We start from the raw sequence: 25412 nt of genomic DNA, 5'->3' as shown, positions 1-25412 counted from the left end.
TCCCCTCTTAGACATGCAAGTCGGACAACCTGAATAAGGTAGTAGTACTAGTGAGTTAACAGGAGGGGACCCTGTTGTGGATTCGACTTTGCCTGATACTTGTCATTTTAAACGGATTCTTTTTTTGGAATATACCAGATACATGGGCTGAGGATAAATTGCTTTCCGAAAAGGAAAAGGAGCAAGAATGGCTACAATTGGCGCTTCAGACACAGAAACAGATTGGGCAACAAAATGTAGTAGAAGCGAAATCGACTGTGACGAAGCTGGCTATCTCCTTTTCGCAAACAAATTTCCAGGTGAAAAAATATTCATTGGGAGTGATTTCGGCCTTATCTAATACGATTTTAGAGATGGACGAGCAATTAAATCAGGCGTTGGTAGATCCGGAGAGATTAGCGGCACGAGCGAGGAAGTTAGTCTATTCATTTGATGTTCTCGTTCATACTAATCAGCCTTTATGGCACAATGCAGAGCCTGAGTTACAACGATCGGTTGGTGGTATGAAGCAATCCAACCAAGAACAGAGGCAAGAGGACCTGCAAGAAGCGGTTCGCCAATTTCAAAAAAGTTTTGATCTGGTACGTCCAGCTATTTTGATTTCAAAAAGCCCTGCTATTTTACAAAGAGTAGATTCCATGCTTGCTTTTCTCGGTAAAAATAAGAATTTTTCGGAAAACGAGACGATTATTCAGCTCCTTGAGGAGCTTATTCCAAAAATTTTTCATGGAAGTGATCAAGATGTGATGCGACTACTAAAGCCAACTGTACAAATACCCATGCCAATGGTCATTATCTGGTTGCTTAGTACCATTTTGATTGTGTTAAGTTATTTTCTGTGGAAGAAATACGAGGGAACAAAAGCAAGCACTGAATAGACAAAAAGCACTCATTCATAAATGAAAATGAGTGCTTTTTGTCTATTCACTTGCTTTTTTAATATTCTTTTCTACTTCTTCAGGAGTTTCATACGAAAATCCCTCTCCATATACATCACGAACGTCATGAATGACCATAAAAGCGTATGGGTCTGCGTTGTGAACGATTTGTTTTAGTTTTGGGATCTGATTGGGAGCTAGGACGATATAAATGACATTTTTCTCTGTTCCAGTGTATCCCCCTTTTCCCTGTAGGAACGTGACACCGCGCCCCATTTTTCGAGTAATCTCATCAGCCAACAAAACAGCTGCGTTGGAGATGATGGTTGCCGCTTTAGATGCGTTTAGTCCCTCTACGACAAAATCGATCACACGCGCGCCGACGAAAACGACGATTAAGGTATACATGGCTTTATCCAAACCGATAACCTTACTAGAGATGAGGATGACAAAAAAGTCAAAGATAAACATGGTTTTCCCCATGCTCCAACCGAAGTACTTGTTCATCAGGCGAGCGATAATGTCTGCACCACCTGTTGTTCCTCCAACCCGGAAAATTAAACCAAGACCGATTCCGACTAATACCCCAGTGTAGAGGGACGCTAGTAGTACGTCTTGACGGGAACTTCCGAGCCCTGCTGTCCATTCGATAAATAGGGAGAAGGAAATGGTTCCGATTAAGGTGTAAAATAATGTTTGTTTCCCAAATACCCTATATCCAACAAAAAAGAGTGGGATGTTTAGAGCCAAGATGATCCATCCAGGGGACAAACCAAATTGGTAGTTGGCAAGCAGTGCAATCCCTGTGAAACCGCCTTCAGCTAATTGGTTTGGAATGGCAAAGTAGTTGATTCCGACAGCCGCAATAAAGGCTCCTATTAGGATAGAAAGAATATTACGGGTGTGCATGTAAATTTGCTTCTTCATAGTAGCTCGCTCCGTTTAACAGAATGGTTAACCAAATTCTGTTGTAGTGTAGTATACCCCGATATAATAACAAAAATCCGAGAGGGTTTCTTATTTAAATTTCGAATAGGGGATTCATAGATTCATTTTAGTAACTTTATATCTTCAGCTTGATAAGGTAACATGGGAAGGTCAGGAGGTATTTTGATGTTAGAAAAAAAACAACCGAAAACATTTCACGATATTCAGTGTGAAGTAGATGAATATATTGGTCAATTTAAGGAAGGTTATTTCAAGCCGTTATCTATGCTTGCTCGTATGACTGAAGAAGTGGGGGAGTTAGCTAGGGAAGTAAACCATCAATTTGGGGAAAAGCCTAAAAAGAAAACAGAAGAAGAAAACTCCATTCAAAATGAGTTGGGTGATCTTATTTTTATTATAGCTTGTTTTGCTAACTCTCTTGATATTGATCTACAAGAAGCTTTTGATGGAGTAATGAGCAAATACAATACACGTGACCGGGACCGATGGACACGAAAAGAGAATGAACTATAGAGATAAGAGAAAGAGGAGTAGACATCATGAGTATTCGTATTATCATCGCTGGAGCTTCCGGTAAGATGGGGCAAGAAGCGGTAAAATTAATTCAACGTGTAGCTGATTTTCAATTAGTAGGTGCGGTTTCACGTTCTGAAGAAGGGAAAGATGTAGGAGAGGTGATCGGGATCGGATCACTCGGGGTCTCGTTTCATCGTTCTGTCGCTACTGCGCTTGATGAAGTGGAGGCAGATGTTTTAATCGACTTCACTTCCCCTGAGTGTGTAAAGGATCATATGGAGTTATGCTTGCATGCAGGAGTTCGCCCCGTAGTAGGGACAACTGGCCTCAGCGAAGAGGAAATTGATCAGCTTCAAAAGGATTTTGCACAGAAGAAACTAGGTGCTTTAATTATCCCTAACTTTGCGATTGGAGCTGTGTTGATGATGGTATTTGCGGCAAAAGCAGCGAAATATCTTCCTCATGTCGAGATTATTGAATCGCATCATGATAATAAGCTAGACGCTCCGTCAGGCACATCACTTAAAACAGCGGAATTGATTGCAGAAGCGCGCAAAGAGGTAAAACAGGGTCATCCGTCAGAACAGGAAGTATGGGAAGGGGCGCGTGGAGCATACTATAGCGGCTTCCGCATCCACAGTGTTCGCTTGCCAGGGCTTGTGGCTCACCAAGAGGTCCTGTTCGGAGGAGATGGGCAATTGTTGACGATTCGGCATGACTCATTAAATCGGGAATCGTTTATGCCTGGAGTAGATCTTTCTGTTCGAAAAGTGATGAATTTGAATTATCTTGTGTATGGCCTAGAAGAGATTTTAGACATGTAATTGTAGCACATTAAAGGTGGAGAATTAGATGAATATTGCACTCATCTCACATGATGCATTAAAAAATAAGATGGTTAACTTTGCTATAGCGTATGAACCGCTACTTCTTTCACATTGCTTATATGCAACAGGTACAACTGGAGCTATGATTATGGAGGCGACACAGTTAAAGGTTAGGCGTTTTCTATCAGGTCCATTGGGTGGGGATCAACAGATTGGAGCGCTAGTGGCCGAGCAAAATGTGGATTTGATTATTTTCTTTCGGGATCCGCTTACTTCCCAGCCTCACGAACCTGATATTTTAGCCTTGTTACGATTAGCAGATGTTCATGACATTCCGGTAGCAACGAATTTAGCAACGGCAGAAATTTTGATTCGATCTCTTGATCAAGATGGATTTATCACAAGGGATCATTCACAAAATGGATAGAGAGAAGGGAATTTGGTGGAAGAATTTCATTCGGTAGATTTGTTGGCTTTTGGTGCTCATCCTGATGATGTGGAGATTGGTGCATCTGGGATTATAGCTAAACATGCTGTAGCGGGGAAACGCGTGGCGATTTGTAGCTTAACCGAGGCAGAACTTTCTTCAAATGGTACAGTTGAATTACGTAGAGAAGAAGCGAAGAAGGCGGGGGAAGCCCTGGGCTTGGTTGGACACTATAATCTTCAATTGCCAGATAGAGGTTTAACGGGATCGCCAGAGCAATTAATGAAAATGGTTCAAGTGATCAGACAATGCCGTCCTTCTGTCATACTAGCCCCTTACTTTGAAGATCGTCATCCAGACCATGTGGCTTGTAGTAAATTGGTTAATGAAGCCGTCTTTAACGCAGGTCTTAAAAATGTTCAAACCCCTGATCATGAGCCACATCATCGTATTGAGCAACTGTACTACTATTTCCTTAATGATATCGCCAAAGCAGATATGATTGTTGATATTAGCGATGTATATGAGAAAAAAATGAATTCTATCCTAGCGTATCGCAGTCAGTTCAGGCGAGAAGAAGGACAAGTGGATACTCCTATTAACGGGCCAAATTTCTTGTCGATGATTCAGGGGCGAGACCAGATGTGGGGACAGATGATTGGGGTACAATATGGCGAAGGCCTAGTAAGCCCACGCCCCATAAAACAACCATTATTAGTATAGTGTGCTAGTAGCAAAATAGGATTGGGGTGCAACTATGAAAATCGGTATCACATGTTACCCTACACACGGAGGCTCTGGAGTGGTGGCGACAGAGTTAGGAAAATTATTAGCCGATCGTGGCCACCAAGTCCATTTTATCAGTTATGATATGCCTTTTCGCTTAGGTGGATTTCATCAAAACATATATTATCATCCGGTAGAAGCAAATCAATATTCTTTGTTTAAATATCCTCCGTATGACTTGGCTCTAGCTAGTCGCATGGCACAGGTGGCCCAAACCTACAAGTTGGACTTGCTCCATGTGCATTATGCTGTGCCCCACGCGATTGCGGCTGTGTTAGCAAAGCAGATGGTAGGAGATCATCTAAAAATCGTAACGACCCTTCATGGTACAGACATTACTGTATTAGGCGAAGATCCAGTCCTAAAAGATGTAATCAAATTTGGAATTACCCAGAGTGACCGAGTGACGGCAGTATCAGATAGTCTAGCAGAACAAACGGTTGATATTTTTCAGGTAGAGACTCCGATTGAACGGATCTATAACTTTGTTGATCAACGTGTGTACTATCCAAGGGATGTGACGGGAACTTGTGAGAAGTATACACCTTGTAGCCACGAAAAAACGTTGCTACATATCTCCAACTTCCGACCTGTAAAACGGACAGAAGACGTGATTCGAATCTTTGCTCAAGTATATGAAAAAATCCCAGCACGCTTGCTATTAGTGGGTGAGGGGCCAGACTCTATACCCATCCACAAAATGGTGAAAAGTCTTGGATTAGAAGAGAAAGTCGCTTTCTTGGGCAAACAAGATGATGTGGCACAAATCCATTCTCTAGCCGATCTACTACTCTTGCCATCGGAAAAAGAAAGCTTCGGCCTAGTGGCACTAGAGGCGATGGCTTGCGGAGTTCCTACAATCGGATCAAATGCAGGTGGCCTGCCTGAAGTTGTAGAACATGGTGTAACCGGCTTTCTTTCACCTATTGGTGATGTGGATTCGATGGCGAACCATGCCGTCAAACTGTTAACCCAACCTGACCTTTACAATCAATTTGTAGAAGCGGGTATGGAAAGAGTACAGAAACACTTCTCTGGAGAAGCAGTTGTTGGGTTATATGAAAATCTATATCACGAGGTACTAGAAGAGCGGTAAGGGAGTGGAATTATGGACCCTAGACGAGAAGCAGCTCATGCAGTGATTCAAACGTTAAATGAATCAGGCTATGAAGCATATCTAGTTGGCGGATGCGTGCGCGATCTGTTGCTAGATCGCATCCCGAATGATTATGATATAGCTACTTCGGCAACCCCATCTGAAGTCCAAGCCTTGTTTACTCGTTCTTTTGCGACGGGAATTGAACATGGTACTGTAACGGTGCTGTGGAATCAGGAATCAGTAGAAGTGACTACATTTCGAACGGAAGGGGTTTATCAAGACCACCGTCGCCCAAGTGAAGTGCAGTTTGTACGATCCTTACGAGATGATTTACAGCGGAGAGATTTTACGATTAATGCGATGGCAATGGATTTGAATGGAACTCTATATGACTATTTTGATGGACAGGCTGATCTTGAAAAGGGAATCATTCGTGCGGTGGGTACTGCGGCGGAACGCTTTGGAGAAGATGCTTTACGCATGATTCGAGCTGCTCGGTTTGCGGCTCAGTTTTCATTTTCGATTGATCCACTTATCCAGGAAGCGATGGTGAATTGCAAGATAGATGTGAAGCACCTATCCGTCGAACGAATTATGACCGAGATGGATAAGATCTTGGGAAGCCCTAGTCCGTATATCGGCTTTCAAGTGTTGTTACAGACTGAGCTTTTTCATCACATGCCCCCATTTACGGGGTGGCAATGGGATCAGCAGAGAGTGGAAGAACGGCTTAACTGTATCCCCAGCCATTGCCAGCGTGCGGGGAAATGGGTTTGGTTCCTTTTAGCATTTGGCACCACTGCGGACTCAATGAAAAGCAGAACTCGTGAATGTAAGTGTTCGAAAAAAGACTTCCAGTACTTCCAGTCTATTATGGAGACCCTGACAGAATGGAAGCGAGTAAAAGTGCCTGACGAGAAATGGATGAAGCAAGTTCTTCTCCGCTACGGATTAGAATCTGTTGTAGAGAGCTACTACATCCAGCAAGCGCTGTATCATGAAGTAGATTGTAAAATGGAGAAATTACGAGATTGGTGGGCAGAAATGCCGGTTAAAAGAGTAACAGATCTATCTATTCAAGGAAATGAATTAATTTCATTCATAGAGAAGAAACCAGGTCCTTGGGTAAAATGGGTCTTGTCAGAATTATGTCGCTTGGTTGTAGTGGGAGAGATTCCTAATCAAAAAGAAGTTTTGTTGAAAGTAGGGGGCCAAATTGCCACAAAGTATTCGAGATGAAATACTGGCCGTATTATTGGACCGCCAGCCTAACTATCTATCAGGGGAAGAGTTAAGCCATCAAGTTGGCGTAAGTAGGGCGGCTATATGGAAGCATATGGAGGAATTGAGGGCTGGGGGATATGAGATTGAAGCAAAACCGCGCAGTGGCTATCGTCTGGTATACAGGCCTGATCGAGTCGCCCCAGAAGAGATCTATCCCCATCTACAAACCAACCGGTTTGGTCGTGAAATTCAATATCAAAACCAGACCCCATCTACGCAATTAATCGCACATCAATGGGCAAAAGAAGACGCACAAGAAGGGGCTATTGTGGTTGCGGAAGAACAGGTTGATGGCAAAGGTCGTCTAGGCCGTGTATGGCATTCTCCACCCCGTACAGGAATTTGGATGAGTCTGATTTTACGACCACCCATCGCTTTGCAAAATGCATACCATCTCACGATTTTAACATCCGTTGGAATTAAGCGTGGGATCGAACGAGTAACGGGGTTGGACATACAAATTAAATGGCCTAATGATTTACTCATAGACGGGAAGAAGGTTTGTGGAGTCCTAACTGAGATTCGAGGGGAGCAGGACCGCATTCACTACGCCATCATTGGAATCGGGATGAATGTGAATACAAAAAAACAAGATTTCCCTAAAGAGATTCTAGACATCGCCACATCGTTGTCCATCGAATTGGGTGGAGATATCCATCGTGCAACGTTAATTTCGGCTATCTTAGCAGAATTAGAAGAGTGCTACGAGCGATATCTAAAAGAAGGCTTTCAGGCGATTCAACAAGAGTGGGAGCGGGGCGCCTATAAGATGGATCAAATGATTACTGTGCGAACACCTCAGGGGGATCATACAGGTATACTTAAGGGCTTATATGATACAGGTGCACTAAAGTTGCAAGTGGATCAAGGAACCATAGCAGTTTATTCTGCAGAAATCGATATAGAAAAATACTGAGGGGAATAGCAAATGAAGAACGTAACGATTCGCACGCTTGCCAAGATGAAACGTGAACAGACTCCTATCGCGATGATTACCGCTTACGATTATCCAAGTTCTGTGTTGGTAGAAGAGGCTGGGGCTGATTTGATCTTAGTGGGTGATTCGCTTGGAATGGTAGTTCTCGGCTATGATTCCACGATTCCGGTAACATTGGAGGATATGATTCACCATACGAAAGCAGTAACGCGGGGGGCCAAGAGGGCGATGGTGATTGCAGATCTCCCTTTCTTGGTTGCTCACTTATCGCGGGATGAAGTATTAAAGGCAGCAGGTAGACTGATGCAAGAAGCAAATGCATATGGAGTTAAGTTAGAAGGTGGCAGTGAAATAATCGGCCAGATTCAGGCGCTCGTTCAAGCAGGAGTTCCTGTAATGGCTCACCTTGGCCTACAGCCACAGTCTGTGAATAAATTAGGTGGTTATCTCATACAAGGAAAAGATCCATCCTCTGCATTGCATCTAGTTGAAGAGGCGAAGAGGGTGGAGGCGGCTGGTGCATTTGCTCTTGTACTTGAATGTGTTCCCGAGGAGTTAGCAAGGCAAATTCGAGATGAGATTTCGATCCCTGTGATTGGGATTGGTGCAGGGCGATATTGTGACGGTCAAGTTCTTGTCTTTCATGATGTGTTGCAAATGGGTGGCGGCGACTTCAAACCTTCGTTTGTCAAAACGTATGCTGATGTGGGTGGACTGATTAAACAAGGGATTCGTTCCTATGTTGAAGAGGTGAAAGGACACCAGTTTCCAGCTGAGGAACATGTATCTCATCTATCTTCTGAGACTCAGCAACATCTCTATGGTAGTGGCCAGAAGGAGAAAGAAGGCATATCATGATGAGAGTGATTACAACCAAATCTGAACTAAGGTCCTTCTTACAGTCATCACGCCTTTCTCATAAAAAAATTGGATTTGTACCGACTATGGGGTATCTACATGAGGGTCACATAAGTTTAGTAAAACAAGCTAAACTAGAGTGTGATATAGTAGTTATGTCGATTTTTGTTAACCCACTACAATTTGGACCGAATGAAGATCTGGATCGTTATCCTCGTGATTTTGAGCGGGATTGTGAGTTAGCGAAAGAAGCAGGTGTTGACTATTTATTCCATCCTGATGTACCAGAGATGTACCCGGGTCAATCGTTAACCTATGTGCGAGTTGGCCAGATTACAGAAAAGCTATGTGGTGCCACAAGGCCAGGTCATTTTGATGGTGTGGCTACCGTAGTAACGAAATTATTTCAGATTGTGCAACCAGACCGAGCGTATTTCGGGTTAAAAGATGCCCAACAAGTAGCTGTCATCGAACAAATGGTACGGGACTTGGATATTCCTGTGACCGTTGTTCCGTGTGAGATTATTCGTGAACCTGATGGACTAGCATTAAGTTCGCGCAATGTGTTTTTAACTTCCGAACAATATCAACAGGCATTGATTTTGTCGAAAAGCCTCCAGATGGCAAAAGATAAATTAGCTTCTCATTTGTTTGAAAGTGCTGATCAAGTGAGTCAATTTGTAATCCAGCAGATTCAAACGCAGTCTTTGGCTGAGATTGACTATGTCGATACTTTGCGATATCCATCACTTGAGAGCCCGAATTCTCTTACAGATGACCTACTCATCGCAGTCGCAGTACGTTTCGGCTCTACACGCCTGATTGATAATGTACTGGTCCGTCATAACAACAAGGAGTGTTAATCCCATGTTTCGTACGATGATGAAGTCAAAAATACATCGTGCTACCGTAACAGAAGCAAATCTAAACTATGTAGGTAGTATTACTATTGATGAGGATATCATGGATCGAGTTGATATCTTGGCTAATGAGAAAGTGCAGATCGTCAATAATAACAATGGAGCCCGTTTGGAAACATATGCTATCCCAGGTGAGCGTGGTAGCGGAGTATTATGTTTGAATGGCGCGGCTGCTCGCCTTGTGCAACCAGGTGATAAGGTTATTGTCATTGCTTATGCATTAATGGATGATGCTACTTCTCGAAACTATCAACCGAAGATTGCCATCATGGATGAAGGCAATCAGATTTTACAAATGCTTGGTGAAGAGATTCATGGTGTCATTATCTAAATAAAGAAACCAACATAAAAACCTCCTAAACAAGAAATTAGGGGGTTTTTATGTTGGTTTCTGAATACATTTCTTTCATAAGGAGATACTCCAAACATCAAGCATGAACGAGCGGAGGAGATTTTATGTTTCAACCACAATGGATCGAAATCGTAGAACAAACATTAAAAGAGATTGAAGCTAATTATCCAGATAGCCCTTTGAAAGACCGACAAAAATGGAAAGGTCGTTTTCGCCAATTAAAAAAATCATGTGACCAGTTATTGGAGTCATGGTCTGCTATTGAAGAGAGAGTGGCCCAATTGGTTCATGAGCATCCAGAGCTTATGAGTGATGAAAAAGAGGTAGAAGAAGAGTTTTGGATTCATGAATCAGTGGTTCGTCAATTTAGACAAGGTCAGGGATACTTTAATCTTACGATGTTTCATGAGGCAAAAGATTTGTTCCATCAAGTTGTCCATCAAGAGCCTGATTTTTTATTAGGACGTGTCTATCTAGGATTATCGCAGTTTCATGCAGGTGAACTAGAAGAGTCTGCCAATCATTTTCATCTGGTGATCCGTACCACGACACAAGATGTATTTGTAGGGTTTGCCACACATATGCTGGGATGTATAGAAGTGAAACAAGGTAATGATGGGCAGGCGATCAAGTATTTTCGTAAGGTAATTAGCATCATCCCAGATCACAGTGATAGCTGGTTTAACTTAGGAACTTGTTATTATCGTATGGGTGAATATCATGAAGCGATCCCTCACTTTTATCATGCCTTAAACATAAATGAACACGACTGGGAGTCAATGCACTATTTATCGAATTGTTATAGGCACTATCGTGAGTGGGGAAGCGTCAATTTCTGGCGAATGGCTTCTTATGAGAAAACGCATCACCCGATGGTGATCATTTCGATTGCTCATGATTATGAAGAGATGGGTGAGCATGATAAAGCCATTGAATGGTACCGGAAATTAACTAGTAACCAGGAGCATCGATTTACGGCTTTTCACGGGATTGCTTGGAACTTCTGGGTGAAACATGATCCTAATTCCGCTTTGTTGTGGTTGAAGAAAGGCCTTACACTTGATCCTCGAAACCCGAATTTGTTGTTTACATTTGCATGGATCTCCTTTTTACAAGGAGAAGATGATAAGGTGGAGAAAGTTTTATCCTCTATTCCGATAGAAGCACAGAAACAACCTAATTGGATTGCTATGCGCTCCCGTCTCTCTACTAAAGCTGGCAAGACCCCAGAAGCCATTCAAATAGCAGAAGAAATGATTGAACAAGAGCAATCATCCTCTCAAGCGATGGGATATTACCAAAAAGGAAGAGTTTTACTGGAGATGGGGCAGATTCCAGAAGCAATTGAACAGTTTCAGGAGGCTCATTCCCGTTTAAAAAGTTGGAGAGACCCTATCTTTTATCAAGGGATTTGTCACTTGATTGAAGGACGCTCTGATCTGATGCAACAATGTTGGAAGGAAATTTGCTTGTCATCCTAATGATAGATGGGGGTAGAAGATCGTGCATACGATGTGGAAAGGCTCGATTAGCTTCGGTCTAGTAAACATACCGGTTAAAATGTTTGCGGCTACGGAAGAGAAGAATGTAAAGTTTCGTTATCTTCATAGCAAGTGCCAAACGCCTATTCAGACCGTCCGAACTTGCCCGCAATGTCAAGAGGAGATTCCGTGGGGAGAAGTAGTGAAGGGCTTTGAATATGCGGATGGTAAGTTTGTGGTGATGGACGATGAAGAGATGGATGCTTTACTACCTGATTCAAATAAAGCGATTGAGATTCTAGATTTTGTAGACCTAGATCAGATCGATCCCATCTATTTTCAAAAGACGTACTATCTAGGCTCTCAAGACCAAAATAATAAAGCCTATGCTTTACTTAGAGAAGCGCTAAAAGAGTCGAATAAGATTGGGGTGGCTCAGATTACGATTCGTTCCAAGCGCTCATTAGCTGTAATTAGGGTTTATCAAAAGTGCTTGGTTATGGAGACGGTTCATTATCCGGATGAGGTTCGTGATGTGGGAATGGTCCCAGGCGTTCCAGAAGCGATGGAGCTACCCGAAAAAGAGCTCCAGATGGCAAAACAGCTGATTGAGAACCTGACTACTGAATTTAACCCTGAAAAATATCACGATGAATATCGTCAAGCCATGCAAAATGCAATTGAGAAGAAAATCACTGGCCAAGAGGTAGTAGAGGCTCCTGCGCGCCGTCCAGAAAAAGTAATCGACCTGATGGAAGCACTACGAGCTAGTCTCGAAGCAACGACTTCGAATAAAGTAGTCGAAACACCCACAGAACCCTCTAAGAAGAAAATAACCAAGAAAAAAACAGAAAGTCCCCAAAAAAAATCTACAAAAAAAATACAGAAAAACAAAGAAGCCTAATTTATCAACAAAACCCCGATTTATTCTGGGTTTTTTTGTTTTGTAATTTAATTATTCTTTATAGAAAGAAATTTACCATCTAAAAAACTCGCCATATTTTACTATTCTTAACTACTTGACGGCTATAATATGATTCCTATACCATGACATTTAAATAGATTCAAATATATAAAATCTGTTTCAATTTGTTTGGTCATTTTTATTTGAAATATTTATTAGCAATTACCAATTTCTGATTTATTTTAATTTTTTCCTGTATCTGGAATGCTGTATAGGGAAATCGATTAGGGAGGCGAACGGTCTAGGAGTATAGCATTCCAAATCATGCTTGATAAAGGGGGCCTTCACTTGTCCACAAGGGATATTTTAATTTCTACATACGGATTAACCAAAAAATTTGATTCATTTACCGCGGTAAATGAAGTTGATTTAGATATTTATGAGGGTGAAGTCTTAGGATTGCTGGGGCCTAATGGAGCTGGTAAGACGACACTCATCTCCATGCTGACAACGGTTTTGCCGCCTGATGGGGGTTCGGCCACTGTATGTGGATATGATTTGCTGAAGGATAGTTCGAAAGTAAAGCAGAAAGTGAGTCTTGTCCCTCAAGATCTTGCTCTTTATCTTACGCTTACCGCAGAGGAAAATCTCTCATTCTTTGCTAATTTATATGGTTTGAAAGGCAGAGAGAAGAGATCACGAATCAAAGAAGTGTTAAAAATTGCACAATTAGAAGATTGGGCGAACCGTAAAGTAGGAGCCTATTCTGGAGGGATGAAAAGGCGTTTAAATTTAGCGATTGGTTTACTAAATCGTCCGAAAGTATTATTTTTGGATGAACCGACTGTGGGAGTAGACCCTCAATCACGGAATCACATATTTAATTCGATTCAATACTTGGTAAAAGAGTTCCAAATGACAGTGATTTATACGACCCACTACATGGAGGAAGCCCAAGAACTTTGTGATCGTGTTGCGATTTATGATAAAGGCAAGATATTGGATTTAGAGGAAACAGACACCTTGCTCCAAAAGTATGGGGACAAGCAGTTGGTACTCGATTTTAAGTCCATCCCTGATTGGTTGGTCCAGCATATCTCCTCATTGCCACATGTTGATTCTCACCATGTGATTGATAACAAACTGACCATTCATTCCTCCAATCTCTTAGAGGTTACCGAAAACGTTTTGGGCTGGCTTCGTACAAACCAGATACCAGTCGAGTCTTTTAACGTTCACGAGTCTGATCTTGAGAGTGTATTTCTAAAATTAACAGGCAAAAAACTACGTGATTAGAGAGCGGAGGGATTCACTTGAGTATATGGCATATAGCAAGAAAAGATTTACAAATCTTGTTTCGTGATATTTGGGGATTAGCTTACCTATTTTTAGCTCCTATCATTATCATTGCGATTGCTAGTGTTGCTCTATCGGGACTATATGGTGGTCCTACCGAAAAGTTTAAGATACCGGTTGTGGTTGAAGATAGTGGACAAGCGGCGAAGGATATGGTGGAGGCACTAAAAAAAGTAGAAGCTTTGGATTTGATACTTACTTATAAAAAAGATGGAGAAGAACAGCCGATGACTAGGAGCGAAGCAGAGGAATTAGTGAAAGATAAGAAGGCTGCAATCGTGATTCCTAAAGGATTTTCAAAGGCTGTAGATGAAGGGAAAGGGGCTAGTGTGGAGGTTATCCAAAATCCAGCGGATCAAGTGATCCCGGGTGTGATAAAGAATGTAGTATCGGAATATACGTCTAGGTTGTCGACTGCGATCGTTGCCAATCAGGTTGGAGCCCAGTCTATACAAAATTTTGCTAGTGTTGTGGGGCAAAAGCATAATCTAAAATTGGATCCTACTTCAGAAATTTCCAAAGTACAAGATTATGTTAAGCCATATACAGAAAAGCCTCCAATTGAAGTGAAAACAAAAAGTTTGGAAAAGAGTAAAGGAAGTACAGCAACTCCATTTGATTACAATGTACCCGGATATGCGGTTATGTTTGTCCTTTTCGGTGCAAGTTCTGCTGCTTCGGCATTACTCGAAGAACGAGAGAATGGAACATTACGCAAATTAAAAACATTACCAATTTCGAGTCAATCTATTCTCTTAGGCAAAATGCTTTCTAGTTTTATGACAGCAACATTCCAATGTCTTGTTTTATTTACAGTTGGTTATCTCGTTTTCGACATGAATCTAGGAAACAGCATCCTTGGATTGTTATTGATGATGATCAGTACCGCATTTGCGGCAACAGGATTGGCCATGTTACTGGCGGCATTTTGTAAAACACGCTCGCAAGCAAGCGGTATTTCGCTTTTAGTGGTTCTTTCGATGTCGGCGTTGGGAGGGTCTTGGTGGCCATTATCAATCGTACCAGAATGGTTGCAGAAGTTTGCTCACGTTACCTTGACAGCTTGGTCAACGGGTGGATTTAGTGATTTGTTGGTCTACGGAGGAGGCTTGGTGGACATTCTTCTTCCAGCAGGTGTATTACTAGGTATGGGCTTATTATTCCTCACCATTGCAATCCAACGTTTTCGCTTTGAATAACCGATTAGGAGGTGGATGATGAGTCTCGCATTTCTATTTCCGGGCCAAGGTTCCCAGCATGTGGGTATGGGCAAGGATTTCTATCGAAGATATGAAGCTATTTTCTCGGATCTTTTCAACGAAGCCAATGAGGTGTTAGGGTTTGATTTACAAAAAATGTGTTTTCAAGGTCCGGCTGAGTATTTAACCGCGACAGAAGTAGCTCAGCCAGCGATCTTAACAGCTAGCGTTGGAGTGTATCGTTTACTAGAACAAGAGGGCATCACTCCATCGGCGATGGCTGGGCATAGTGTGGGACAGTTTTCGGCGCTAGTAGCGTCTAGCTCTCTCACGTTTGCGGATGCACTACAAATTGTTCGTAAGCGTGGAAAATGTATGGCGTCGGTGAAGCAACCGGGTAGCATGGTTGCGATTGTGACTTCGAAACACGAACTGATGGCTGAGGCCCTTACATGGATCGAAGAGCAAGGGATCGATATAGCCGCTTATAATGCACCGAATCAAATTGTATTGTCGGGTGCTGTAAAGCAAATGAATGAGGCTTACAAGGTGCTAGATGAGGTGGAAGGGATTAAGGCTAAGAAGTTATCGGTTAGCCAAGCGTTTCACTCTCGGTTAATGGAGGAGATGGAGGCTGAGTTTATGGAATTTCTGATGCGGTTCTCCTTTCAACCTCCTCATGTCCCCATCGTCCTAAATAGTACAGCGGTGGAATCACGAGATGTCACTTTGATCGTAGAAGATGTGAGGCGACAGTGTACAAGCCCTGTCAGATGGGCACAAACGATTAAGCGATTAGCCGAGATGGAGATTGAGCAATTTGTAGAAGTGGGATCTAGTAAGACGTTATCTGGATTGATGCGTTCCTTTGCAGAGGGATATCAAGTACATTCTACCGAATCGCCGATGGCGCTAGCGAAGGCATTCAAAAGGATTAGATTGGAGGGCGTGAATCATGTTTGAGGGTACAGAAGTAGCATTGGTTACGGGTGGATCAAGAGGAATAGGCAAGGCGATCGCGATTGATCTAGCGGCAAATGGAGTAACCGTTGTGCTTACGTTTTCAAGCAATCCACGGGGAGCAGAGCAGACGATTACCGAGATTCAGGAAGCTGGTGGTACAGCACATGCCATACAAGTGGATATCTCGCAAGAGAAAGAGGTGAAATCGCTATTTAAGGAGGTGAGAACGAGGTTTGGTAGACTTGATATCTTAGTCAATAACGCAGGTATTACCAAAGATGGTTTTGTTGCTGTGATGAGTGAGGCGAAATGGGATGATGTGATTCGGGTGAATCTGGGTGGAGCGTTCTTATGTTCGAGGGAAGCGGTCAAGATCATGATGAAGCAGAGGTCTGGTGCTATTATCAATGTTTCTTCTACGAGCGGAGTAGCTGGTTCTAAGGGGCAGACCAACTATGCGGCCTCTAAAGGTGGCATTATCTCTTTTACCAAAAGCTTAGCGATGGAAGTGGCTGAACACAATATCCGTGCTAATGTTGTTGCCCCCGGTTTTATTGCGACAGATATGACAAAGGGGATGGACCAAGCGATCTTATCCAAAATGATGGATCTGGTTCCGCTAAAGCGCATGGGACAAGCAGAAGAAGTGGCTCATCTCGTTACCTTTTTAAGCTCTCATAAGGCCTCATATATAACTGGAAAAGTGTTTACGATTGATGGTGGATTGATCAACGGATAAGAAAATGAATCCACAATATAACGACATGGAGAGAGGGACAACATTGCTTACATACCAAGAGACAAAAGAAAAAGCAGAGAAAAGACGTGAATTAACGCAGCGAATCAAGGCTATCATCGTGGAGCGGTTAAATCTCGATATGGAACCAAGCTTGATTACAGATGACCAACCTCTTTTTGGTCGAGGCCTAGGATTAGATTCGATTGATGCATTGGAGTTGTTTGTTGTAATTGAAGATGAGTTTGGTGTGACCATTTATGATGATAATATGGAAGTTTTTGGTTCTGTGAATAAACTAGCCGATTATATCCTAGAAAACATTGAGGAGTGAAACAGCGATGACAGTGATGAATGCGGATGAAATTCGTAAATTACTGCCCCACCGCTGGCCCTTCCTCCTGCTAGATCGTGTGACTGAGTTGAAACCAGGTGTAAGTGGTGTAGGGATTAAAAACGTGACGATAAGTGAGCCTTTTTTCGAGGGGCATTTTCCGAACGAATCGATCATGCCAGGGGTTTTAATCGTAGAAGCACTTGCACAGATGACAGCAGTCGTCTATTGTACAGGAGCCCTTCAGGCTATGCGTGAAGCAGAGCAAGAGGCGGCGGCAACTGCAGAGCTACAGGTGGAGTCGGTAGAGGAGGTAGATGTCTCTTCTCGTGTTGGATACCTAGTGGCGATCCGAGACATGAAGTTTATGAAGCCAGTAGTGCCAGGAGATCAGCTTCTTTTAAAGGTGAAGATTGGGAGATCCCTTGGGATTTTGTCAAAAGTAAATGTAGCTGCCTATGTTGGCAAGGAATGTGTTGTGGAAGGAACTCTAAGTGTATCTCAACGACCTTAACTTTGAGTTCATAAACATGGGGAGTGAGAGTGTTGGATCAAGATCAAGGGTGGGTTAAGATCCGGGATTGTAAACGGGAAGATGCTGAGCAAATTGCCTCTTTCTATAATCGTTTTGGTTATGGAACGGGACCTTCTGGATATCCGCTGAAGACGGACGATATTTTGCGACTGATGGATGAGCGGGAGATCGTCTCCTATCTACTAGCGGAGTATGAAGGAAGCATCATTGGAACGATGTTGTTTAGCACGTTATCAGGTCAGAAGATGCCTGATTCTAGAGCCGTATGGTCTGGCTACTTTATTATCCACCCTGAATTTCGTAATGGAGGAATACCGGGACGTTTTTTTTCGGAATCCATTTCGCGGTTGACTGAAAAAGGATACTGGTACATCGACACAGAGGTGGACCCAACTAATCGACTGGCTATGGCATTATACAAACGAGTGGGGATGTACAAGACGAGTCGATCTCGTCTGGATTACGATGGGTATATTGATTTACGTTGCTACCTCCCCTATATACTCCAGTACGTACTAAACGGTTATCAGTCGATGCTGCCAGAAGGCATGATGGAGAATGTTGGCTGGAAAAACCTAATTACTTCTGCTACACGTTCGAGTGAAACGGATTCGGTAGTTGAACATGGAGTCGAAATGGTTCCCTACACGATTCAGTATGGTGAAATGGGTGTCACATGTTGGATCGATATTCGGAGTCAAAAAGTGACAAGAATGGAAAGTCCACAGTTTCGTTTTAACAGCTATATTGTGGAAGGACAGACGCTAACGATTGGACAAAGTATTCGAATTCGTTTCGAGTTTGAGAATCGGCAGGATTCGAATATCCTCGTTCAGTTTCAAACTCACTTAGGGAATCAAGAAGTAGAATATCAAAATGGGCAAAAGATCCAACTACTGGGTGCAGGCGAATCAATCGAGTGGGAGGAGACGATTACCCTACTAGGTCCCCTGCAAGGTGAACTAAAAACAAGTGTCCGATTTGGTGAGGTTCAATTTGAGTTTCATAGTGGTGTGGAGGTTCGCTCTCGAGTGGAATTAAGTATGCCAGAGCAGTCGCTGTTATTGGGAGAGAGTACTACCACCTATCTTCGTCTACAAAACTTTGTTCCCGAACCCATACGTGTTCAAATACAAGTAAAATCTTCTGATGATAAACGGCTACAAGCCATTTTGCCAGAAAAGGATACATGGTTGATCGAATCAGAGGAAATCGTGGACATCCCGTTGTGGTTGCAAGGAGCCCGCACTGGAGTGGGGGAGCTTGTCTGTGAGGTTACCTCCGAGCAAAATAAGTGTATCCATACGAGCCATTTTCAAATTCCTGTCCATTCTAAGGATGGGGTGGTTCGATACAGGAGAAACGGCAGAATCATATTAGAAAATCCTCATATTTCGGTCCAAATTGATTCGGATACGGGCGGGGTATATGTATATGACCAAGTCTCAAGAAAGCAAGTGGTTCAGGAGGCTTGGCCCGATCTCGGCTTCCCTTATACGAGCGGCGTAAAGCGTATGGCAAGTCGTTCTCTTCTATGTAACGATGACTCGGAATCTACTATCGTGGTGAAGGAGATAAGGGACAATGGGGCGATATTGACCCGGAAAATCTCGATCTGCTCTGTTCGCATCGTGAAGATTGAAGATAGCACTAACTCTACTGAGTCGCTAAAGATCCATCCATGGTGTATGTTGCAAGATGCGGTTATCCATATCCCATTTAAGGAAGGAATTAGAAAAGATACAGTTATTTACGAAGAGTTCCCTTTTTTGATTCATGACTTTGAGTATGCACGCGATTTACAGTTACCGTCTGATCCTCAGGCTTACTCAATGTCGTGGAGTGCTTTTGAAGATCGCGAAGTAACAGTAGGAATGGTATGGAAGGGACAAGTTGAATCTCTTCTATATGGATTACGCTGGATGCCAGCGATTGTATTTGCAAGTGGTGCTGGTGAGAAAAAGTCGTTTCCATTTATGAGCAAGAGAAAGAAGTTACGAAATATACGAGAATCATATAAAGCAAGCGAGTCTAGGGCTATTCATTATTATGTTGTAGCCCGGAGTGGCGTCGAAGATATTAAACAGCATTGGCAGAGGCTAGTAGACAGAGGGAATTTTTCCGATTTTTTCACACAACCGGCTGCAATCAATTTGCCAAGTAGGCATACATCTTCTGCGGAGAATGGCAAAGTAAGTGTAGAGGAACGAAGCGAAGCTTCTAAGTCACTATATTTGATTAACAATCAAACAATCCAATTGAAACTGGTCCCTGAACATCAAGGTGCGATGACGAGTGTAAAGTTTCAGGGAAAGGAGCTACTTTTTCAGTTGCAAGGTTCTGAGAGAAGAGGGGGACGTGACAGCTCTTCACCACGTTCTGGCATTCTTTTGAAGCCGTTTAAACAGCCGATTGATCTGGAGAACAGTGTCCTTCTCGATGACCCTCCGTTTCTTTCTTTTCAAGGGCAGCCCATCTCCGTCACAGAGAAGGGTGGGATGACATGGGAGGGAGTTCGTTGTAGTACTGAACATTTCTCGCTAGATTATTTACTCGTTCCCGATGTCCCGTTGATCCGATTGGATTTTCATGTTGCCAATCGTTCGAGAGCGCTTCAGGAATCATACTTTGCGATCCAATCACTTTGGAATGGATTTCAAGAAAAACGTCGTGCGAAGACGATTCATTATTGGAATGCACTCGGCCATCAAGTTTTGACCGAAAATGGAATTCGACGAAAAGTATACGGGGAGCCACGGATGGTATTGGAATTGGGGAGTGACTTGTTTGTAGCGTGTTGGATGCCCTCGTATCAAGGACAGTTAGCGGTGTATGAGATTCCGAAGAAAGGGTTTCAAGTTTCATTAATCCATCCAGTCAAAGTTGGAAGTGGTGAAAAGAAGCGATACTCTACCTACTTCGCTATAGGACATTCTGTAGAAGAGGTTTGCAACTATTTTAGAATGGGGGGCTAATCAGATGAATGTATTATTTATCGCACCCAGCTTATTTAGTATCGGAGAACTACACAACACGATTTATTTAGCCAGACAACTAGAAGAACAAGATGTTCGAGCCCACTTCTTAACTAGTCCGAACCATATCGATTATGTACGACAAGCGGGAATGTCAGCTACTTCCTTACGAAAAGCTACGATGCAAACGGCTCCAATACAAGCATTGGTAGAGGAATTTCAGCCAAATGCGATCGTGATTGCGGATTATCATAATCTGGATCTCGAATCACCACTCATCGACCTCGATTATGTGCTGCAACTGGGGATTCCTTGTGCCACAATCGATTCGCTTTCTTGGGCGCCTAACTCTAGAATTTTACGAAACAGGCTGTTTGATGGAACGATTAATAAACGTCCAAATGCCAATATCAAAGGTGAAGTTCATCTGCGCGAAGTTCCGGAACAGATGAAGATTATCCGGACATGTCCGATTAATTCGCCAAAGGATGTAGGCGATCGAATCAAGGCAGTGACTCTGTATAAAGAGCCATTTCATATTGACGAAGATGTCAAACAGCAGATGAGACAGCGATTTGGTTGTGGGCATAAAGATGATAAATTGGTCATGGTATCAAAGGCGGCATGGGCTAGCTTGCTGGTTAAGATGCGAATGTTAGAAAGCAAGCTACATATGCAGGCATCTTATAGCTATGAATACTTTATTCAAGAGTTGATCGGTCAGTATTTAGGTACCCGCTCACTTCCGTCTAAAGTAGTGGTTGTGGGGATAGCGTCAGAGAAGGGCTTTCTTGAACGAGACCCACATTCTAAGTTGTCTTTTGTTTCATTACCATTTATGGATTTAGACGAGTATGAAGATCTATTGTTTTCCTGTGATTTATTTATTACAGATAATATCACTTCCTGCTCGATGGCAAAGGCGTTATTTGGATATGTGCCAACACTTAGCCTCATTAATACGAAAGTGGTAAGTAGCCCAGATGAAGGTGTTCCCATTCTTCCACAATTGAGTAGTGAACCGATTAAGGAGATTCTAGAAAGATGGAGTCGAGTGTTGCCACAAGGATTATATCCATTTCTTACCTTTCCGAATGGTTGGGTTGAGGAGTTGGCCCCTTTGCTAGAAGATAACCCATTTTTTGATGCGATTGATATTGCGGAGATGTTCTGTGTGGATCAAACTGGCGAAAAGATATGGAACATGTTATACGATGAGTCAACGAAGCAACATATTTTGGACAAGCAAGAGAGATATATAGAGAAAATCATTCATTTACCTGGTGCGATGGAAATGCTCTGTTTCATTACTGAACAAAAAGTAGAGTTCTCATGGGGGAGATAAAATGAAAACAACACTGTTAACCAAAAACATTATGAACGATCATGCTTGTCGCGTGGCAGATGGTTATGCCGTGGTTTCGGCGTATACCGATGTAAATGAGGAATACTGTGTGCTGCGTGGTGGGGTTGGCCTGATTGACCTATCTTCTGTTGGGAAAATCAAGGTAACTGGAGAGAGTCATGTAGAGTTTATCAATGCATTAGTTACCAAAGAGATTGAATTCCTTGATATCGAAAAGTCTTTATATACGTTGCTTCTTGATGGTGATGGACAAGTGATTGATCTCGTTAATGTATATAAGACAGAGGATGCAATCCTGATTGAAACATCTATAACAAAGCGTTCAGCGGTATTGGCATGGTTGAATGAGCGCAAAGTGGATGATGTAGAGATCGAGGATCTTAGCGAGATGTTGGCCATGATCGGACTGGAAGGGCCGTATGCTTGGAAACTGGGCCAACGTTTGATCGATTTTGAAATCTCTTCCCTCCCATTCCAAGCATTTGTAGAAATCGATTGGAATGGACATCACGTCTTCTTTGCCCGGACAGGTGTTACCGGAGAATATGGATATAAGATCATTGTCCAGATGGATGTGGCCCATCAGATGTGGGAGACTTTGCTCGGTTACGCTGATGAAGACGTAAAAGTACAAGCAGTGGGTATGGATGCTCTTGAAATCGCGATGATGGAAGTGCGTCAGCCGAATATGACGGTTGAAGGCAACGAATTAACATTGTATGAAGCTTGTCTGGAGTGGTTGGTCAGCTTTGACAAAGAGGATTTTGCTGGCTTTGATGCGATCCACTCGATGAGAGAACAAGGGGTTAAACAAAGGTTGATCGGCTTTGTTACCAATCCAGATCACATGCTTGATGCAAACGATTCGGTTGTCGTAGAGGATACAAATGTCGGGAAAGTCCTACAGATTTGCTACAGCCCGTCTCTGGACAAAAAACTAGGGCTTGCTGTTATCCAGGAAGAGTTTTCTGTTTCTGGGATTGATCTAGAAGGGTTAAATCAGAACGGAGAACGAGTGTTGATTCAAACCCAATCATCCCCGTATACATTCCCTAAATCATGGTCAATCAAAATCATCTAAGGTGGTGAGTGGACATGTCAATCCAAAAAGCCCGTATCGCTGTAACAGGCGTAGGAATCATCTGTGCAAATGGCAATGATGTAGAAGAATTTTGGGATCATGTGGTTGCTGGTAAAAGTGGAATTAAACCGGTCACTTCCTTAGACTTGTCCCAAATTAATACGAAATTTGGGGGCGAAGTGAGTCATTTCAGTCCTGAAGATCATTTTACCGACGAAGAATTAAAACATATGGATCGCGCGGGGCAGTTTGCGGTTTTAGCTGCCCGCGAGGCGATTCAATTTGCGAAAATGAAACTGTCTAATCTAGATCCCTATCGAGTTGGAATCGTCTTAGGAACTTCGCTTGGTGGGATGCGTAGTGGAGAAATTTTTCACAAACAATGGATTGAAAACGGATTAGATGAAACCGATGTAAATCTACTATATAAATACCCTGTTCATACCCCATGTGACAACATTGCCCATGCGCTTGGTATCAAAGGGCCTAAAAGCGTCATTTCTAATGCATGTGCAGCCGGAACCAATTCGATTGGATATGCAACGGATATTATTCGTACTGGGAAAGCGGATGTCATGATTGCGGGGGGAGTAGACCCGCTTACATTTTTATCATTTAGTGGTTTTAATAGTTTACAAGCACTCTCCAATGAGCCGTGTGCACCTTATAGCCAAAGCCATGGTCTAAATATCGGTGAAGGTGCAGGCATTCTTGTTCTAGAGCGAATGGAAGACGCTTGTGCTCGAGGCGCTACGATTTTAGCTGAGGTTCTTGATTATGATCTCTCAGCCGATTCCTATCACCAAACAGCACCCGATCCTGGGGGCGCCGGTGCGATTCGCTCCATGAAAGGAGCATTGAATAAGGCTGGATTGACTGAACAGGATCTTTCGTATATCAATGGACATGGTACAGGTACCCCTACCAATGATGCTTCTGAGCCAAAGGCGCTACGAAGTATTATCAAAGAACAAGCTGTTCCCATCTCATCGACTAAATCCATGTTGGGTCACACGCTAGGAGCCGCCGGTGCAGTGGAAGCTGTTACGTCCGTCTTGGCGATCCATCGCTCCTTTATCCCTCCTACAGTCAACTTTGATGAGAAAAGCCAAAAATTTGATTTGGACTTTGTTCCCAATAAAGGACGAGAAGCAGAGATAAATACAGTTCTTTCTAACTCGTTTGCGTTTGGAGGGAATAATGCAACGGCCCTTTTTGGAAAGCATGATGAGCAAAAGCCAACTCCTGCTCAGACACCTCGGAAGAAAGTTTTGTTAACGGGTGTAGGTGTGTTAGCAGGTAATGTTGCCAACATGGAGCAGTTTGATCAACTGATAAAAGGCGAAGAGAGTGGAATTTCGGAAATTCATCGATTTGACACTAAGCCTTACGGGCAGTCAGAAGCTGGGCAAATTCCTGATATTCCTTATAAAAAGATGATCAATCCAAGCATGTTACGCAGAATGGACGCACTGAGTAAGCAAGCAGTTGCGGTAACGAAAATGGCATTGGATGATGCCAAGTTTAAGATTACCCGTGATAACAGCGAAAAAGTAGGTGTGATTTTCGCGACAGGCACAGGTCCGACTGAGACGGTAGAGTCCTTTAATCGTGTAGTCATTCAAGAAGGGGCTAAGATGGCGAATGCCCAGCTCTTTCCGAATACGGTAATGAATGCTGCTGCAGGTCATATTGGACTTCACTTTAAAATAAAGGGACCTACTTCCACGATTACAGCTGGTGGGGTCTCAGCGATTAGCGCCCTATATTATGCTTATTCACTGATTCAACTAGGTGGATGCGATACGGTGATTGTGGTGACATCAGATGAGTTTAATGAGCCGTTACTCGCGGGTCATGGCCGGATTCCTAACTTCTTGAGCAAAACAAAATCAAGACCTTTTGCTAGTGATCGGGATGGAGTAGTGCTGGGAGAAGGAAGCGTGGCGATGATTGTGGAGAGTGAAGAAGCGGCAAAGGCTCGTAATGCACGCATTCTCGCTGAGTGTAAAGGGTTTGGTATGACATCTGATCATCATAAAATTGCAGGTCTAAATCCGGAGGGAACGGAGTGGACAAAGTCATTTGAGCTGGCTCTATCGGATGCTGGTTTAGCTACAGAAGATATCGGCTATATCTCTGCCGCGGCGAATGGTCATCCTATTTTTGATCCGATTGAAGCAAAAGCAATCCATCAAGTGTTCCAAGATCAAGTTCCTGTTAGTGCACCGGGTTCTATTTTTGGAGAGACACATGGTACAGCAGGTTCAATTGGTTTGTTAACCGCTCTGTCTGCCCTGGATGGTACGATTCCTTTCATACGGAATTTAGAGAATCCGATGTTGGATGTAAACCTTGATTATGTAATGGGAGAGCCGCGTAAGACGCAGGTAGATCATGCATTGATTAGTTCGTATGCGTATGGTGGGAATTATCATTCGTTGGTACTCAGTCGTTATGTGTAGGGGTTGAGAGTTGAGCTAATCACCAAATATTTTTGGAGATGGAAGAGGGGCAATGTGTCTGATCACTGTGATGTTAGTGAGTCTGCGGAGCGGACTTGCTTTTCTACATCTTTGCAGACTCACTATTGGAGCAGTGATCAGATACATGCCTCGTGCCATTAACCAAAAACTAAACGAGGTGCATA

At 43.0% G+C, this 25412-nt stretch carries 24 protein-coding genes; 23 read left to right on the top strand and 1 reads right to left on the bottom strand.

The genetic code is table 11. The features are described 5' to 3' along the window. Positions 1-74: 74 nt before the first annotated feature. A complete protein-coding gene (locus BT147_RS00675; protein ID WP_072329883.1) occupies positions 75-878 on the top strand; it encodes a sporulation protein YpjB in 804 nt (267 codons plus the stop codon). Between the two features lie 42 nt (positions 879-920). Here BT147_RS00675 and BT147_RS00670 read toward each other — a convergent pair whose 3' ends face one another. Further along, positions 921-1805 (bottom strand): YitT family protein, encoded by an 885-nt coding sequence (locus BT147_RS00670; RefSeq protein ID WP_072329881.1) that lies wholly within the window; start codon positions 1803-1805, stop codon positions 921-923. 186 nt (positions 1806-1991) lie between these two features. Here BT147_RS00670 and BT147_RS00665 point away from each other — a divergent pair, with 186 nt between their 5' ends. The 22 genes from BT147_RS00665 to BT147_RS00560 all read left to right on the top strand — a co-directional run bounded on the left by BT147_RS00665 (position 1992) and on the right by BT147_RS00560 (position 25227). Next, positions 1992-2339, top strand: a complete 348-nt coding sequence (locus BT147_RS00665) for a nucleotide pyrophosphohydrolase (protein WP_072329879.1) — start codon at positions 1992-1994, stop codon at positions 2337-2339. 26 nt (positions 2340-2365) lie between these two features. Further along, the gene (gene dapB, locus BT147_RS00660; protein ID WP_072329877.1) at positions 2366-3166 is read left to right on the top strand and encodes a 4-hydroxy-tetrahydrodipicolinate reductase; all 801 of its coding nucleotides are present in this window, start codon (positions 2366-2368) and stop codon (positions 3164-3166) included. A gap of 28 nt (positions 3167-3194) precedes the next feature. Next, positions 3195-3596 carry a methylglyoxal synthase gene (locus tag BT147_RS00655; protein ID WP_072329875.1) on the top strand — a complete coding sequence of 134 codons (402 nt, stop codon included), beginning with the start codon at positions 3195-3197 and terminating at the stop codon, positions 3594-3596. A gap of 15 nt (positions 3597-3611) precedes the next feature. Further along, entirely contained in the window at positions 3612-4319 is a 708-nt protein-coding gene (gene bshB1 / locus BT147_RS00650) for a bacillithiol biosynthesis deacetylase BshB1 (RefSeq protein WP_072329873.1), read from the top strand. A gap of 34 nt (positions 4320-4353) precedes the next feature. Further along, positions 4354-5478 (top strand): N-acetyl-alpha-D-glucosaminyl L-malate synthase BshA, encoded by a 1125-nt coding sequence (gene bshA, locus BT147_RS00645; protein ID WP_072329871.1) that lies wholly within the window; start codon positions 4354-4356, stop codon positions 5476-5478. Positions 5479-5490: 12 nt separating this feature from the next. Then, a complete protein-coding gene (locus BT147_RS00640) occupies positions 5491-6720 on the top strand; it encodes a CCA tRNA nucleotidyltransferase (protein ID WP_072329869.1) in 1230 nt (409 codons plus the stop codon). Beyond that, entirely contained in the window at positions 6698-7681 is a 984-nt protein-coding gene (locus BT147_RS00635; protein WP_072329867.1) for a biotin--[acetyl-CoA-carboxylase] ligase, read from the top strand. The genes BT147_RS00640 and BT147_RS00635 overlap by 23 nt, the downstream gene beginning before the upstream one ends. A gap of 12 nt (positions 7682-7693) precedes the next feature. Beyond that, entirely contained in the window at positions 7694-8560 is an 867-nt protein-coding gene (panB, locus tag BT147_RS00630; RefSeq protein WP_072329865.1) for a 3-methyl-2-oxobutanoate hydroxymethyltransferase, read from the top strand. After that, positions 8560-9423, top strand: coding sequence for a pantoate--beta-alanine ligase (panC, locus tag BT147_RS00625; RefSeq protein WP_072330825.1), 864 nt, complete (start codon positions 8560-8562; stop codon positions 9421-9423). Before panB ends, panC begins: the two co-directional genes overlap by 1 nt. A gap of 4 nt (positions 9424-9427) precedes the next feature. After that, positions 9428-9811: an aspartate 1-decarboxylase gene (gene panD / locus BT147_RS00620; RefSeq protein ID WP_072329863.1), complete on the top strand. Its 384-nt coding sequence runs from the start codon at positions 9428-9430 to the stop codon at positions 9809-9811. Between the two features lie 125 nt (positions 9812-9936). Continuing rightward, on the top strand, positions 9937-11313 hold the full coding sequence (locus tag BT147_RS00615) for a tetratricopeptide repeat protein (protein WP_072329861.1): 1377 nt from the start codon (positions 9937-9939) through the stop codon (positions 11311-11313). Positions 11314-11344: 31 nt separating this feature from the next. Continuing rightward, complete coding sequence (gene ku / locus BT147_RS00610) at positions 11345-12217, top strand: non-homologous end joining protein Ku (RefSeq protein WP_286118970.1); 873 nt, start codon at positions 11345-11347, stop codon at positions 12215-12217. Between the two features lie 348 nt (positions 12218-12565). Then, on the top strand, positions 12566-13513 hold the full coding sequence (locus tag BT147_RS00605) for an ABC transporter ATP-binding protein (protein WP_083426264.1): 948 nt from the start codon (positions 12566-12568) through the stop codon (positions 13511-13513). A 17-nt stretch (positions 13514-13530) separates the two neighbouring features. After that, a complete protein-coding gene (locus BT147_RS00600) occupies positions 13531-14772 on the top strand; it encodes an ABC transporter permease (protein ID WP_072329857.1) in 1242 nt (413 codons plus the stop codon). Between the two features lie 18 nt (positions 14773-14790). Next, the gene (gene fabD / locus BT147_RS00595; RefSeq protein ID WP_072329855.1) at positions 14791-15735 is read left to right on the top strand and encodes an ACP S-malonyltransferase; all 945 of its coding nucleotides are present in this window, start codon (positions 14791-14793) and stop codon (positions 15733-15735) included. Further along, positions 15728-16474, top strand: a complete 747-nt coding sequence (fabG, locus tag BT147_RS00590; RefSeq protein ID WP_072329853.1) for a 3-oxoacyl-[acyl-carrier-protein] reductase — start codon at positions 15728-15730, stop codon at positions 16472-16474. Before fabD ends, fabG begins: the two co-directional genes overlap by 8 nt. Positions 16475-16517: 43 nt before the next feature. Continuing rightward, on the top strand, positions 16518-16805 hold the full coding sequence (locus tag BT147_RS00585; RefSeq protein ID WP_072329851.1) for a phosphopantetheine-binding protein: 288 nt from the start codon (positions 16518-16520) through the stop codon (positions 16803-16805). Between the two features lie 7 nt (positions 16806-16812). Next, positions 16813-17319, top strand: coding sequence for an ApeI family dehydratase (locus BT147_RS00580; protein WP_072329849.1), 507 nt, complete (start codon positions 16813-16815; stop codon positions 17317-17319). A gap of 32 nt (positions 17320-17351) precedes the next feature. Then, entirely contained in the window at positions 17352-20315 is a 2964-nt protein-coding gene (locus BT147_RS00575) for a GNAT family N-acetyltransferase (protein ID WP_072329847.1), read from the top strand. A gap of 4 nt (positions 20316-20319) precedes the next feature. After that, positions 20320-21660: a DUF6365 family protein gene (locus BT147_RS00570; protein ID WP_072329845.1), complete on the top strand. Its 1341-nt coding sequence runs from the start codon at positions 20320-20322 to the stop codon at positions 21658-21660. 1 nt (position 21661) lies between these two features. Then, positions 21662-22762, top strand: coding sequence for an aminomethyl transferase family protein (locus BT147_RS00565; protein WP_083426263.1), 1101 nt, complete (start codon positions 21662-21664; stop codon positions 22760-22762). Between the two features lie 14 nt (positions 22763-22776). After that, on the top strand, positions 22777-25227 hold the full coding sequence (locus tag BT147_RS00560) for a beta-ketoacyl-[acyl-carrier-protein] synthase family protein (RefSeq protein ID WP_072329843.1): 2451 nt from the start codon (positions 22777-22779) through the stop codon (positions 25225-25227). Positions 25228-25412 lie beyond the last annotated feature (185 nt).

Source organism: Thermoactinomyces sp. DSM 45891 (assembly GCF_900119485.1).
Lineage (GTDB): Bacteria > Bacillota > Bacilli > Thermoactinomycetales > Thermoactinomycetaceae > Baia.
Note: the sequence above shows the minus strand (reverse complement) of the source record. Positions and strands in the feature narration are given on the sequence as shown.

Bases quoted from the DNA above. Each gene is read 5' to 3' on its own strand.
- BT147_RS00670 (WP_072329881.1), bottom strand. From the start codon at position 1,805: ATGAAGAAGCAAATTTACATGCACACCCGTAATATTCTTTCTATCCTA.
- BT147_RS00665 (WP_072329879.1), top strand. From the start codon at position 1,992: ATGTTAGAAAAAAAACAACCGAAAACATTTCACGATATTCAGTGTGAA.
- dapB (WP_072329877.1), top strand. From the start codon at position 2,366: ATGAGTATTCGTATTATCATCGCTGGAGCTTCCGGTAAGATGGGGCAA.
- BT147_RS00655 (WP_072329875.1), top strand. From the start codon at position 3,195: ATGAATATTGCACTCATCTCACATGATGCATTAAAAAATAAGATGGTT.
- bshA (WP_072329871.1), top strand. From the start codon at position 4,354: ATGAAAATCGGTATCACATGTTACCCTACACACGGAGGCTCTGGAGTG.
- BT147_RS00640 (WP_072329869.1), top strand. From the start codon at position 5,491: ATGGACCCTAGACGAGAAGCAGCTCATGCAGTGATTCAAACGTTAAAT.
- panB (WP_072329865.1), top strand. From the start codon at position 7,694: ATGAAGAACGTAACGATTCGCACGCTTGCCAAGATGAAACGTGAACAG.
- panC (WP_072330825.1), top strand. From the start codon at position 8,560: ATGAGAGTGATTACAACCAAATCTGAACTAAGGTCCTTCTTACAGTCA.
- panD (WP_072329863.1), top strand. From the start codon at position 9,428: ATGTTTCGTACGATGATGAAGTCAAAAATACATCGTGCTACCGTAACA.
- BT147_RS00615 (WP_072329861.1), top strand. From the start codon at position 9,937: ATGTTTCAACCACAATGGATCGAAATCGTAGAACAAACATTAAAAGAG.
- ku (WP_286118970.1), top strand. From the start codon at position 11,345: ATGTGGAAAGGCTCGATTAGCTTCGGTCTAGTAAACATACCGGTTAAA.
- fabD (WP_072329855.1), top strand. From the start codon at position 14,791: ATGAGTCTCGCATTTCTATTTCCGGGCCAAGGTTCCCAGCATGTGGGT.
- fabG (WP_072329853.1), top strand. From the start codon at position 15,728: ATGTTTGAGGGTACAGAAGTAGCATTGGTTACGGGTGGATCAAGAGGA.
- BT147_RS00580 (WP_072329849.1), top strand. From the start codon at position 16,813: ATGACAGTGATGAATGCGGATGAAATTCGTAAATTACTGCCCCACCGC.
- BT147_RS00570 (WP_072329845.1), top strand. From the start codon at position 20,320: ATGAATGTATTATTTATCGCACCCAGCTTATTTAGTATCGGAGAACTA.
- BT147_RS00565 (WP_083426263.1), top strand. From the start codon at position 21,662: ATGAAAACAACACTGTTAACCAAAAACATTATGAACGATCATGCTTGT.
- BT147_RS00560 (WP_072329843.1), top strand. From the start codon at position 22,777: ATGTCAATCCAAAAAGCCCGTATCGCTGTAACAGGCGTAGGAATCATC.